A 12919-nucleotide genomic window follows, 5' to 3' on the forward strand; every position below is an offset into this window, starting at 1 on the left:
GTCCGAACCGAAGCTTTCGTCTTTATTTCGTATTCCTTTAAATCATTTCGGACACGACGATCAGCCGGCTCAGGCCGGGGCTTGCCGATGCTCTCGGGACGTAACATACTGGCTCCTTTTCTTGACTTTTCCCGAATTGAACACCTTGGAGCCACTCCAGGGTCAAGAAAAAAGGATGCCGAAATGAAGATAGGGGAACTGGCGCGCATAGCGAATTGCACGCCCGATACGATCCGCTTCTACGAAAAGGAAGGGCTGATTCCGCCGCCTGCAAGGACGGACGCGAATTACCGGACTTACGACAAGACGCATGTCGAACGCCTGCGCCTTATCCGCAATTGCCGCGAGCTCGACATGACGCACGACGAAGTGCGCGCCCTGCTCTACGCATTGCAGGCGCGCTCGCCGGATTGCCGCGAAATCGATGCGCTCGTCGATGAGCATATCGGCCACGTAAGCGCGCGCATCGACGAATTGATGAGGCTGCGCGACCGGCTCACCGCATTGCGCGAGACATGCCGCGGCGAGCACGCCGTCGATTCGTGCGGGATCGTGCACGAACTGACATCGCAGAAGACGCCGGGACGCAGAACGAAGAAGTCACACGTCGGCTAGCGCTTCGTCCTGCATGCGCGTTACATGCGGCTTGCGTCGATGACCGCATCGGCGAATGCTTTCGGCGCTTCTTGCGGCAGATTGTGGCCGATGCCGCCCGCGACGTTCCGATGCTCATACTTGCCCGTGAACTTCTTGGCATACGCCGACGGATCGGGATGCGGCGCGCCGTTGGCATCGCCTTCCATCGTGATCGTGGGCACGCCGATCGTCGGCGCGCTCGCGAGACGCTGTTCGAGCGCGTCGTATTGCGCTTCGCCCTGCACGAGCCCGAGACGCCATCGATAGTTGTGAATCACCACGGCGACGTGATCGGGGTTATCGAACGATTTCGCGGAACGGTCATACGTCGCGTCGTCGAAGTTCCATTTCGGCGATGCGAGTTGCCAGATCAGCTTGTTGAAAGCGTGACGGTTCGCCTCGTAGCCCGCCTGGCCGCGCTCGGTCGCGAAGTAGAACTGATACCACCATGCGAGCTCGGCTTTCGGCGGCAGCGGCGCGCGATTCGCCTGCTGGCTGCCGATCAGATAGCCGCTCACTGAGACCATCGCCTTCACGCGTTCCGGCCACAGCGCCGCGATGATGTTCGCCGTGCGCGCGCCCCAGTCGAACGCGCCGAGCGTGGCCTGCTGAATCTTGAGCGCATCCATCAACGCGATGATGTCCACCGCGACCACCGCCTGCTGTCCGTTGCGCGGCGTGTCGGCGGAAAGAAAGCGCGTGGAGCCGTACCCGCGCAGATACGGCACGATCACGCGATAACCCTGCGCCGCGAGCATCGGCGTGACTTCCGCGAATGCGTGGATGTCGTAGGGCCAGCCGTGCAGCAGGATCACCACGGGACCGTTCGCCGGACCCGCTTCCGCATAGCCGATGTTGAGCGCGCCCGCGTCGATCTGGCGAATGCCGGCGAAGCCCGCACTCGACGATGCGCGCGGCGCGGTCTGCGCGCGCACGAGGTCGCTGAAACCGAGCTGCATCGCGCCTACACTCGCGACCGCCGTGCCGAGCAAGCGTCGGCGCCGCGCGTTGATCTGATCGTCCGGCATCTTTTGATTCTCCTTGTCCATGTAGTCGATGAAAAACGTTCACGCAGCCGATGCGCGCAGTTCGGCGAGCGTCGGCCCGAGCGGTCGCACACGCATGCGCGAATCGAGATTGCGCCAGGGCAGATCGGCCGGATCGGCGGCCATCGAGCCGGGCGCTTTCGCGACGAGCACGCGCTCGGCGATCGGCTCGAAATCGGCGCGGAAATGCACCGAGCTCTTGTTCACCAGAATCTTCATGCGCTCCGGCTCGATGCCCGCAACGCGAAAGAGATTGCGGTCGAAGACCTGCATCTTGATGCTGCTCACCGCGATACGCACGCCGCCGATACGCAGGCAAGCCGTCGGTCCCAGTTCGCCCGACATGCCATTGAGCATCGGGCCGTCGAAGCGAAAGCGGCCATCCGACAAATACTCGACTTCGAACTCGCCTTCAAGCGGCGCGTCGCCGGGCACGTTCGAGCCGCCGCCCAGCGCTATCCTGATGCGCGCGCCGACGCCCGCGCGATGCGCCGCATGCGCCGCCTTCTCGTCCCAGATAACGCCTACCGCAGCGTCGCGCGCGTCGTGGCGCAGCAGTGCGCGGACCATGCCCATCGTGTTCGAATCGCCGCCGACGCCCGGATTGTCCTGCGTATCCGCGATGATGACGGGCTTGCCCGCATCGCGGCTCGCGTCGATCGCTTCACGCGCGGCTTCATCGGGAGAGAGGAACGGCACGTTCCAGCGCGCTTCTTCGTCCACGAGTTGCGTGTATAGCTTGTCGACCGCGAAGTCCGCCGCCTCGCCGTCGAGCGCGTAGCCCCAGAACACCGGACCGCATTCGTCGAAATCCGATGCCGGAAAGCCCGGCGCGAACGACAGCGACACGACATCCTTCTCCAATGTCTCGAGCATGGCGTACATGCCGCGCGCCGGTTCGACGAGCGTGCACATGCCGTTCACCGGAATCAGAAACGGAATGCGCCGCATCGCGCGCGCGAACGGCTTCCCGTGTTCGATGCGCTTTGCCAGCAGATGCGCCGCGCGCAAGCCCGTTTCGGCCATATCGACGTGCGGATACGTGCGATACGCGACGAGTGCATCCGCGAGTTCGACCATGCGCGCCGTGACGTTCGCATGCAGGTCGAGCGAAACGACGAGCGGCATCGCATCGCCGACGATGTTGCGCACGCGCGCCAGCAGTTCGCCTTCGCCATCGTCGAGATGTTCGGCGACCATCGCGCCGTGCAGATCGAGATAGATCGCGTCGAAGCCGCCTGCCTGCACGCGATCGACGATCGCGCCCGCGATGCGCTCGTATGCGTCCTGCGTCACATGCGCCGATGCGCTCGCGCCCGCCCAGATCACCGGAATCGGCTCGTGCCCTTGCGCCTCGGCCCATTGAATGAAACCGCCGATCGGCACGTTCACGTCGCGCAGCTTGAGGACATCGTCGCCGTGCGCCATCGGCGGAAAGCCTTCGCCCTGTATGAAGCTCTGGTAGCTCGCCTTCGTCGGCGCGAAGGTGTTCGTTTCGTGCTGGAATCCTGCGATCAGAATCTTCATGACCTTGTCCTTTCGAGTATCGATTGATGTTCAGGCCGCGCGTGCCGTGGCCGCGGCAGCCGTGCGCCTGTTCGCGAGAATCAGCACGCAGGACAGCGCCGCCATGCACGCCATCACGACGAGGCCGCCGTTCGTGCTGCCGGTCGCGGACTTGACCCAGCCGATCATCGCGGGGCCCCAGAATCCGCCCGACAAGCCGATCGTGTTGATGAGCGCGATGCCGCCCGCCGCCGCCGGGCCGGAAATCGTTTCGGAAGGAATCGCCCAGAACACCGTGTAGGCCATCCACATGCAGGCGGTGGCGAGCGTGAGCAGCGCGAGCGTCGCGACGACGTTGCCGTTCGCATACGGCGTCATCACGAGCAGCGCGGCGGCGGCGAGCGCGGGCACTGCGCTGTGATAGCGGCGCTCGCCGACCTTGTCGGAACGGCGGCCCGCTGCGTACATCGCGACGGCCGCGGCGACGTACGGAATCGCGACGTACCAGCCGAGGCGGATCGTGTCGTGCATGGAGCCGCTGAGACCCTGCTCCTTGATGAGCGTCGGCAGCCAGAAGCTGATCGCGTAGATCGGAAAGATGATGCAGAAGTACGCGATCGCCAGCAGATAGATGCGCGGGTTCTTCGCGATCTCCGCGAACGATTCGATGCGATGCGACGCGCCGCCGTGATGACCGACTTCCGCCTCGACGAGCCGCTGTTCGTCCTGCGTGAGCCAGCGCGCATCGGCGGGACGATTGGCGAGCACGCGCCACACGAGCGCGCCGAGCGCGATGCACGGCAGGCCTTCGACGAGGAACATCCACTGCCAGCCCGCGAGTCCGCCGACGCCGCCGAGCGACGCAATCAGCCACGCCGACAGCGGCCCGCCGACGACACCGCCGAGCGGCCCCGCGACGAACACGAGCGCAATCGCGCGCGCCATGCGCTTAGGGCCGTACCAGTTCGAGAGGTAATAGATCATGCCTGGCGCGAAACCCGCTTCGAAGACGCCGAGCAGGAAGCGCATCGCGTAGAACGCGGGCACGTTGCGCACGAAGAGCATGCACGCCGACGTGATGCCCCACAGCACGAGAATGCGGCTGAACGTGAGACGCGCGCCGATCTTCGGCAACATCAGGTTGCTCGGAATCTCGAACAGCACATAGCCGATGAAGAAAATCCCCGCGCCGACGCCGTACGCTGCATCGGAGAAGCCGAGATCGCTTTGCATCTGAAGTTTCGCGAAGCCCACGTTCACGCGGTCCAGATACGCGAACATGTAGCACGCGATGAGGAGCGGCAGCAGCCGCCAGTTGATTCTGCTGTAGAGCGCCGAAACGGCATCGCCGCTGCGCAGGGTCTGGATCGTCGACATCCGCGTCTCCTTGTCTCGTCTTCCCTTTCTCGGGTAAGGCGATGTTGAGCGCGTGCGACCGTGCGAGCAAGAGCAACAAAGTTCACGTATCGTTGCTCTGCGAGCAACGCATTCCTTCCCATACGGACGACGACCATGCGCGAAATCAATCAGCAACGTCTGCGCTATTTCCACGAAGTGCTCACGCACGGCACGATTCGCGGCGCGGCGGATCATCTGAACACGTCGCCGTCGGTGATCGCGCGGCAGATCAAATTGCTGGAAAACGAACTCGACACGACGCTCTTCGAGCGCGAGCCGCGCGGCGTGCGGCCGACCGAAGCGGCGTTCCATCTGCTCGAATTCTGGCGCGGCTATCGTTCGCAGCAGGAGAAGTTCGAGGATCAGCTGCATGCGCTCAAAGGCCTGCAGCAAGGGCAGATTCGTCTCGCGGTGAGCGAAGGCTATGTCGATACGCTCGTCGACGATGTGCTCGCGCCGTTCTGCGCGCGCTATCCGCGCCTCGAAATCGACGTGCAGATGCTCGCGGTCGACGATCTGCTCGAAGAAGTCGCGCAGAGCCGCGCGCATATCGGGCTCGCGTACAACCCGCCGCCGCACGAGCGCATCGAGATTCGGGCAAGCTCGCCGCAGCCGGTCGTGCTGCTCGCGCGGCGCGATCATCCGCTGGCCGTGCGCGGCGGCGTCGCGCGGATTCGCGATCTGCTCGAGTATCCGCTCGCGCTGATGCCGCCCACGTTCGGCATCGGCCATGTCGTGAAGATGCTCGAAACCACCGACGATCTCGCGATCCGCCCGACGCTCACGACGAACTCGCTCGGCGCGCTGAAGCGCTTCGTGGCCGCGGAAAATTTCATGACGCTGATCGGCGAATTCGCCGCGTATCGCGAGCTCGCGAGCGGCGAGCTGACGACGATACCGGTCGCGCATCCGCTTTTCGAGAGCGCGCAGGCGAAGCTGCTCGTGAAAGCCGGACGTCCGCTCGCGGCCGGGCCGCAGGAACTGCTCGACTGGATTCTGACCCGCATGCCCATGTTCGCGCATGCGGGCGCCGCGCCCGTCAGACGAACGCGCGCTCGGGCACGTCGCAAGTGATCGCGGAACGGGGCTTGCTGCGTTACGGAAAACATCTTCAGGAGAATGCGATGAACCGCGAACCGTCAGATCCCGTGCAGCGCGCCGACGAACGCCGCGAGGCGCTCGGCGAGGGCGACGTCAAAGAAAAGAGCGATGGCACGATCGAGCAGCGCGAGCACGGCAATATCGATCCGACGCTCGTTCCGAAGGGCAAGGATCATCCCGAGCAAGGGCCGTACACGCCCGAGCACGATCTGAAGGATCCCGACACCTCGCCGGACGCAAGCGCCGACCATCCGAAAGGCAAGCGCGACTCGGAGGCGTGAAACGCCTATTGCCCGCCGTCGAGCTTCGCCTTCTCCGCCGCGATCTGATCGGCGATCTTCGCGGCGAGCGCATCGAGCGAGGAAATCGACTGAACCTCGTTGATGACGAAGCGCGCCGCGGCGCCGTAGGGCTTTGGCGCGGCCGCCGATTTCTGCCCTTTCAGTTCGCCGCTCGTGTCGATCTGCGCCGGCGCGGCGTCCGGGCTCGCCGCGAGATTGGCGAGCTGCACGGTGACATGCGTGTTGGGCGTCTTGTCGGATGAACCCATCGACGGCAACGCGGAGCCGAATCCGCTCGACAGCGTTTCGTCGAACTCCCCGCTGACGAGCCAGCCCGATGCCGGCGGCGGCGAATCCGCCGTCACATGGCAAGCGGCGAGACCTTTCCCGTTCAGCGCCTTGACGATGCCATCCGCCAGCGCCGATGCGTTCTGACCCACTTTCACCGCATTGCGCGCCGACCGCAATCGCGAGCCGAGCACATGCGACGCGCCGCTTTCACGGCTGACGGCCGTGAAGTCGCGTACCTGTATCAGTTGGCCGGCCGCGGGCGGGCACTGCGGCGCGGACTGGGCGCATGCAAGCGAGCCGATCGCGGCCAGCGCAACGCCCAGGCAAAAAATCTTCATCGGTGCTCTCCGTCGGAGAACGATCGTCGTCAACCGCCGCAGCAACACGCCCAACGCGAAGATCAGGTGGCTCATTGCGTCCATCCTCCGTTTCCGGCTCGCATCCGCGAATGCCGCGATGATAACGCCGGGCGGCCCGCGCGGGCACGCGTTTAACGCACGGTCGCGGCGTCTTCTGCGTCTGTCCGCATCATCAGGCTCGCGAGCAGGACGGGGCGGCTCAACAGAAAACCCTGCACCTTGTCGCAGCGCACGTCGCGCAGCGTGTCGAGCTGCTCCTGCGTCTCGACGCCTTCCGCGACCACCGTCACGCCGAGCTTGTGCGCGAGATCGATCACGCCTTCGACGACCGTGCGCACCATCGCGTCGGTGGCGATGTTGTCGACGAAGGATTTGTCGAGCTTCAGCACGTCCGGCCGGAAGCGCGCGAGATAGCTGAGACTCGAATAGCCGGTGCCGAAATCGTCGATGGCGATGCGTACGCCCATCGCGCGAACGTTCGACAGCACGACCTGCGCATCATCGACGTTGTCGATCAGCGCGGATTCGGTGATCTCGAGCGTGATGCGGTTCGAATCGATGCCGGCGCGCCTGATCGCGTGCCGCAGAACCGACACGAGGCGCGGATCGCGGAACTGCTTCGGCGACACGTTGAGCGCGACCGAGCAAGCCTGCGGCAGCGCGAGCGCGAGTTGCGACCCGGCCTGCACGGCCTCGCGAATGACCCAGTGCCCCGCCTCGACGATCAGCGCGCTCTCTTCGAGCACCGGCACGAACGCGCCCGGACCGAGCAGCCCGAGCTGCGGATGATTCCAGCGCAACAGCGCCTCGACACCGACAAGCGCACCGGAATCGACGCGATATTGCGGCTGATAATGCAGCACGAACTCCTTCTCGCGGATCGCGCCGTGCAGTTGCGCTTCGAGATGCGCGCGCGCGAGATCGTCCTTCTCGCGATCGCCGAACACGCGAAACGTGTTGCGGCCCGCGCGCTTCGCGGCGTACATCGCCATGTCGGCGCTGATGAAAAGCGCTTCGGGCGTGCGTCCGTGTTCGGGATAGAGCGCGACGCCGATCGAGCACGTCATCGTCACGCTCTTGCAGTCGATCTCGATCGGACGATGGCACGCGAGCGAGAGCTTGCGGCACGCGCGCTCGATGCTTTCCTGATCGAAGCTGCCGGGCAGGATCACGGTGAACTCGTCGCCGCCCGGCCGCGCGGCCACGGCGCCATCGGGCAGCGTTTCCGCGATGCGTCGCGCGATGGTGCGCAGCACCGCATCGCCGGCGATATGACCGGCCGTGTCGTTGATCGACTTGAAGCGATCGATGTCGATGAAGAGATACGCGAACGGCGCGAGCGCTTCACAGCGCTTCACGAGCGCGTCCATCATCGCGTTGCGATTGGCGAGTCCGGTGAGGCTGTCGGTGTTCGCGAGCCGATGCAGTTCCTGAAGGCGCTCGCGCTCGTCGGTGGCATCGACGCACACGCTCACGACGCGCGACACCGCGCCGTCCTCGATGACCGGATAAATATCTGCGCGCACCCAGCGCGTGCGATCGTGCTGCAGGCAGAGACGAAAATAGCTCTGCGTGGCCGCGCCCGTGTTCACGGCGGTACGCATTTCGTCGCGCAGCGCGGGCAGGTCTTCGGGATGCACGCTTTGCGACCAGGCGGTCTGATCGGCTTCGAGCGCGGACATCGGCATTTCCCACATGCGTTCGAACGCGGAGCTCACATGCAGAAGCTCGCGGAAATCGCGCGTCGCGGTCCAGAAGACGGCATCGACGTGATCTTCCATGTCCTTTTGCACGCGCGCGTTGCCGCGCAATTCGTCGATGAGATTGCGCTCCGCCGTGATGTCGCGCGACTTGCACAGCACCGCGCTCACCCGTCCGTGCTCGCCGTAGACGGGCGCGAAGGTCGACGTCCACCATTTCAGCGTGCCGTTCATCGTGCGGCAGGCTCCGGAGAACGACGTCGATTCACCCGCTTTCGCGCGTTCGAAGGCACGCCGCGCGTCGGGGCCGTCCCAGAGCGCGAGCCAGTCGACGCCGATGAGATCGTCTGCGTGATCCGCTTCGATGAGCTGCCCGCCGACCTCCGAAATGCACATGATGCGGCCTTCGAGCGACAGCAGCTTGAGACAGTCCTCGGCGATGGCGAGCAGCCCATGCGCGACCTGACGTGCGACGAAGATCTTGCGATTCGCTTCGTGCATGCGATGCACGACGAACGCCGCGCCGAAGACGAGCACGCCGAGCAACACGTTCCACGGCAGCGGCACGAAGATGGTTCCGCACGCGGCGGCGAGCACGCCGAGCGGCGCGAGACCGAGCGCACCGAAACGGCGTGCGCGTTCGATGTAAGGCCGGTTCCTGGCGATGGTCTCGCCGATGGTCCCGAGGAAATCGTTGGCGCCTCTCTGCACCGTTCTGGCCCTGTTCTAGTGATGGGTTTGATCGGTGTTTATCGGCGCGGAGAAGAAAGTCTTGAGAAAGGAACCGCTACGCCGCGGCCTGCAACGCCCCCGCGATTTCCTTCGCCAGCGCCTCCGCGCGATACGGCTTGCCGAGCAAGGTCACGTTCGGCCGCAGCACGCCATCGCGCGAGATGATGTCGCGCGTATAGCCGGAGACGTAGATCACCGGCACGGGCCGCTCCTGCGAAAACGCCCATTCCGCGAGATCGGCGCACTTCACTTTGCCGGGCATCACGACGTCGGTGAGAATCAGGTCGACGTTCACGCCGCTTTCGAGCACGCTCATCGCGGCATCGCCGTTAGCGGCGCGCAGCACCGTGTAATGCATCGCTTCGAGTATCGCGACCGTCGACATCAGCACGGCCGGATCGTCATCGACGACGAGCACCGTCGCGCCGCCCGTGTGCGCCGTCATCGCATCGACGCGCAGTTGCGCGGTTTCATCGTCGAAGCTGCGCGGAAAGAACATCTCGACCGTCGTGCCCACATCGACCGAACTCGACACCGCGATATGCCCGCCCGACTGCTTGACGAAGCCGAACACCATCGAGAGGCCGAGACCCGTGCCGTGCCCTTCCGGCTTCGTCGTGAAGAACGGCTCGAATGCGCGTTCGAGCACGTCGGGCGCCATGCCCGCGCCGGTGTCCGATGCGGACAGCTTCACGTATTCGCCCGGATGCAGATCCTTGCCCTCGCACGCCGCGGCATCGAGCGCTTCGTTCGAGCAGACGAGCGTGAGCTTGCCGTCGCCGCGCATGGCATCGCGCGCGTTGATCGCGAGATTCAGCAGCGCGTTTTCCAGTTGATTGCGGTCGACGCAGAAGTTCCATGCGTGCTCCGCGAGCAACGTGTTGATGCATACCGACGGTCCCACTGCATGCCGCAAGAGCTCGCGCATCTCTTTGAACAGGCGCTGCGGATTGATCACGACCGGCGACTGCGGTTGCCGCCGCGCGAACGACAGCAATTGCGAAGCGAGCTTCGCGCCGCGCTGCACGGCTTCCATCGCGGCGTGTACGCGCTCGGGCACGCGGCTGTCCGTCGGCGGCAAATACTGCAGCAATTGCAGGTTGCCGCTGATCGCCTGCAGCGTGTTCGTTGAAGTCGTGCGCGACGCCGCCCGTCATCGCGCCGAGCGCTTCCATTTTCAGGCTCTGACGCAATTGCGCCTCCACCGCGATGCGCGCGGCCACGGCTTCGGAGATCTTGTCTTCGAGACCGCGCGTCAGTTCCCGCAAGGTCTCTTCGGCGATCCTGCGATCGTGAATGTCGATGATGACGCCGGGAAAGCGCATTGGTGTGCCGGTTTCGTCGTGGTCGCAGCGGCCGGTGGCGAGAATCCAGGTCCATCGCGCATCGCCGGAAAGGATGCGGTATTCGGCGCGAAACGGCTCGCCGTGCTGCAGCGTGCGCACGATAAGCCCCCTGACGCGTTCCAGATCCTCGGGATGGATCTTCGCGAACGCCGCCTCGATCGGCATGCCGCGCGCCACTTCGTCGAGCGAAAACGAAAACGTGCGCGCGAAGCGCTCATCGCCTTTCACGCGATTGTCGGGAATGTCCCACACGAACGTGCCGAGCACCGCGCCGGAATTGAGCGCGAGTTGCAAGCGCTCATCGGCTTCGCGAAACGCGCGTTCGGCTTCGGCGCGCGTGCGTTCGAGCAGCACGCGCCCGGTCGTTTCGACGACGATCGCGAGCACGCCGACGGGCACGCCTTCGTTCGACGCGACCGGGCTGTAATGCAGATCGAGCCACACTTGCGCATCGCGACCGTCGCGCGGCAACGTAAAGCTCATGTCGCGATACGAAAGCGATTCTCCGCGCAGTCCCGTATCGAGCACATTGCGATTGAACTCGGCCGCCTCGGGCCACGCCGCTTCGATCGGCATGCCGAGAATGCGCGGATGACGCCCGCCCGAAAAATGCGCGTATGCGTCGTTATAGAGCAGCGTGCCTTCGTCGCCCCATAGCACGGCCATCGGCAACGCGTTGCGCAGCATCATCTGCACGACGGAGCGCAACACTTGCGGCCATGCGTCGATGGGACCGAGCGGCGTCGCGCGCCAGTCGTAGTCGCGAATGGCGCGCGCTGTTTCGCCGACCCAGGAATCGAGCTGACGGTGATCGGAGATATTCGAAGTCAAAACCGGCCTTAACTGTCTGAAGAATCGCGTGGTCGTTCGCGAATTCGACAGCATAAAGGCTATTCGTTCAGACCTGAAGCGCTACCCGCCATGCCTCTTATCCGCGCTTCGGTTTGCGCACCGCGCGCACCTTGCCCGTGCGCCCGCCGCCGCAGAAAAAGCGGTCGCGTCCATCCGATTCGAGTCCCGACACGCCCACGCCTTCGGGCATGTCGAGCCGCTCGATGACTTCGCCCGATTGCGCATCGATGTGCCGCAACTCGCTTTCGTCGCCTTCCCACGTCGCGTGCCACAGTTCGCCGTCGATCCACGTCACGCCCGTCACGAAGCGATTCGACTCGATCGTGCGCAGGATCGCGCCATCGTCCGGATCGATCTGATGAATCTTGCGTTCGTTGTACTGCCCGACCCAGAGCGTGCCCTCGGCCCACGCGAGCCCCGAGTCCGCGCCGCCGCCCGGCGCGGGAATCGTCGACACGACGCGACCGGTTCGCGGATCGATCTTCTGGATGCGGTCCTCGGCGATCTGAAACAGATGCTCGCCGTCGAACGCGGTGCCCGCATGCGCCGCGACCTTGAGCGTTCGCGCCTTCTCGCCGCTTTCGGGATCGAAGGCGTTGAGCGTATCGCCGGCGGCGAACCACACATGCTCGCCGTCATACGTGACGCCATGCACGCCGTCGATATCCGGAAAAGGCCCATATTCGCGGATGATTTCCGCCTTCGCGCGTTTCATCGCCGTCCTCCTGATGATTGATTCGATGGCTTCATGCTAATCACTCGCGAGATCGACGGGGAGTAACAAGGCCGTCGCGAATCCGGGCATCGGCGGCGTGGTCCAGCGGCGCGCACGGCCGCGACCGAATGATTGCACCTTGCCGCTCGCGGCGAGCGCATCGAGCGATCGCTGCACCGTGCGCTGACTCGCGCCAAGCGCAATGGCGAGCGCGGAGCTGGACCACGATTCGCCATCGGCGAGAAACGCGAGCAGCGGCGCATGTTCGTCTTCGACGGGCAACGCGAGCACCGCAACGTCGCGCGCGTGACGCGGCTTCAGCACGAAGCCGCGCGGCGTCGCATCGATGTTCGCGTGTGCGCGCAGCATCGTGCGCAGCCGGCCCATCTCGACGCGCAAGCGCGCGCGATGCGTTTCGTCCGCTTCACGAATGCGAAACGCGCGCAGGATCAGCGCGTCGCGAGGCACATCGCCGGGCCACGCTTGCGCGAGCATGCGCGCGAGCGTGAAGAGCACGGGGCGCGTCGCGAGCGACATCGACGTGCCGTTTTCGCGCACGCAAAGACGGCACGCATCGACGACGAAGGCATTCGATGCGAACAGCGCTTCGACTTCATCGAGCCGGAGCAGCCGCTCTTCGCCCTGCGCGATGAGACGCGCGGCGGGCGCGTTGAGGATGCGCCACGCGCTGTCGACTTCGGCGGCGAGCGCGGGAATCGCAGCCTCACGCGCGGCGAGCGTCGCGCGTTCGAGCGCCGCGCGCGCCGCGTGGGTCTGCAGACGGCGCATCGCGATGCCCGCGTCGATGAGTTCATGCGCGGCCCGCGATGCAGCGGGCAGCGCCGCATGATCCAGTTCGTCGAGCATGCGTTGCGCATCGTCGATCCGTCCGATGAGAAGCGCGCGCCGCACTTCGAGATAGCGCGCGTGCGCGGCGTTGACGTGATCGCCGTGCG

The 12919-nt window shown here is 65.0% G+C and carries 11 protein-coding genes and 1 pseudogene; 3 read left to right on the forward strand and 9 right to left on the reverse strand.

Annotated elements, in window-relative coordinates:
- The first annotated feature begins 183 nt into the window (after positions 1–183).
- On the forward strand, positions 184–615 hold the full coding sequence (cadR, locus tag BG60_RS20625) for a Cd(II)/Pb(II)-responsive transcriptional regulator (RefSeq protein WP_008348568.1): 432 nt from the start codon (positions 184–186) through the stop codon (positions 613–615).
- 20 nt (positions 616–635) lie between these two features.
- Here the strand turns inward: cadR and BG60_RS20630 are convergent, their stop codons facing one another.
- Genes BG60_RS20630 through BG60_RS20640 form a run of 3 tightly spaced genes read right to left on the reverse strand, consistent with a single transcriptional unit; the run spans position 636 to position 4565 of the window.
- On the reverse strand, positions 636–1664 hold the full coding sequence (locus BG60_RS20630) for an alpha/beta fold hydrolase (protein ID WP_034472629.1): 1029 nt from the start codon (positions 1662–1664) through the stop codon (positions 636–638).
- A 39-nt stretch (positions 1665–1703) separates the two neighbouring features.
- Positions 1704–3209, reverse strand: a complete 1506-nt coding sequence (locus BG60_RS20635; RefSeq protein WP_034472586.1) for a M81 family metallopeptidase — start codon at positions 3207–3209, stop codon at positions 1704–1706.
- A gap of 30 nt (positions 3210–3239) precedes the next feature.
- Positions 3240–4565, reverse strand: coding sequence for an MFS transporter (locus BG60_RS20640; protein ID WP_008348574.1), 1326 nt, complete (start codon positions 4563–4565; stop codon positions 3240–3242).
- Between the two features lie 135 nt (positions 4566–4700).
- On the opposite strand from BG60_RS20640, the gene BG60_RS20645 reads away from it, so the two are divergent.
- Both BG60_RS20645 and BG60_RS20650 read left to right on the forward strand, forming a co-directional pair.
- Positions 4701–5660: a LysR family transcriptional regulator gene (locus BG60_RS20645; RefSeq protein WP_008348577.1), complete on the forward strand. Its 960-nt coding sequence runs from the start codon at positions 4701–4703 to the stop codon at positions 5658–5660.
- 50 nt (positions 5661–5710) lie between these two features.
- On the forward strand, positions 5711–5968 hold the full coding sequence (locus BG60_RS20650; RefSeq protein WP_033536295.1) for a hypothetical protein: 258 nt from the start codon (positions 5711–5713) through the stop codon (positions 5966–5968).
- 5 nt (positions 5969–5973) lie between these two features.
- On the opposite strand, the gene BG60_RS20655 is transcribed toward BG60_RS20650, so the two are convergent.
- The 6 genes and pseudogenes from BG60_RS20655 to BG60_RS20675 form a co-directional block, all read right to left on the reverse strand.
- A complete protein-coding gene (locus tag BG60_RS20655; protein ID WP_033536296.1) occupies positions 5974–6597 on the reverse strand; it encodes a YajG family lipoprotein in 624 nt (207 codons plus the stop codon).
- 152 nt (positions 6598–6749) lie between these two features.
- Positions 6750–9029, reverse strand: a complete 2280-nt coding sequence (locus tag BG60_RS20660; protein WP_008348581.1) for a putative bifunctional diguanylate cyclase/phosphodiesterase — start codon at positions 9027–9029, stop codon at positions 6750–6752.
- A gap of 76 nt (positions 9030–9105) precedes the next feature.
- Positions 9106–10110, reverse strand: a complete 1005-nt coding sequence (locus tag BG60_RS39345; RefSeq protein ID WP_200889170.1) for an ATP-binding protein — start codon at positions 10108–10110, stop codon at positions 9106–9108.
- A gap of 265 nt (positions 10111–10375) precedes the next feature.
- A pseudogene (locus tag BG60_RS40185) lies at positions 10376–11281 on the reverse strand (PAS domain-containing protein); the annotation flags it as partial.
- A gap of 43 nt (positions 11282–11324) precedes the next feature.
- Entirely contained in the window at positions 11325–11963 is a 639-nt protein-coding gene (locus tag BG60_RS20670) for a Vgb family protein (RefSeq protein WP_008348584.1), read from the reverse strand.
- Between the two features lie 36 nt (positions 11964–11999).
- A partial coding sequence (locus BG60_RS20675) for a hypothetical protein (protein WP_034472590.1) occupies positions 12000–12919 on the reverse strand: 920 nt, incomplete at its 5' end.

The sequence above is a fragment of the Caballeronia zhejiangensis genome (assembly GCF_000698575.1).
In the GTDB taxonomy this organism is placed as follows: Bacteria; Pseudomonadota; Gammaproteobacteria; order Burkholderiales; family Burkholderiaceae; genus Caballeronia; species Caballeronia zhejiangensis.

Bases quoted from the DNA above. Each gene is read 5' to 3' on its own strand.
- cadR (WP_008348568.1), top strand. From the start codon at position 184: ATGAAGATAGGGGAACTGGCGCGCATAGCGAATTGCACGCCCGATACG.
- BG60_RS20630 (WP_034472629.1), bottom strand. From the start codon at position 1,664: ATGCCGGACGATCAGATCAACGCGCGGCGCCGACGCTTGCTCGGCACG.
- BG60_RS20635 (WP_034472586.1), bottom strand. From the start codon at position 3,209: ATGAAGATTCTGATCGCAGGATTCCAGCACGAAACGAACACCTTCGCG.
- BG60_RS20640 (WP_008348574.1), bottom strand. From the start codon at position 4,565: ATGTCGACGATCCAGACCCTGCGCAGCGGCGATGCCGTTTCGGCGCTC.
- BG60_RS20645 (WP_008348577.1), top strand. From the start codon at position 4,701: ATGCGCGAAATCAATCAGCAACGTCTGCGCTATTTCCACGAAGTGCTC.
- BG60_RS20650 (WP_033536295.1), top strand. From the start codon at position 5,711: ATGAACCGCGAACCGTCAGATCCCGTGCAGCGCGCCGACGAACGCCGC.
- BG60_RS20655 (WP_033536296.1), bottom strand. From the start codon at position 6,597: ATGAAGATTTTTTGCCTGGGCGTTGCGCTGGCCGCGATCGGCTCGCTT.
- BG60_RS20670 (WP_008348584.1), bottom strand. From the start codon at position 11,963: ATGAAACGCGCGAAGGCGGAAATCATCCGCGAATATGGGCCTTTTCCG.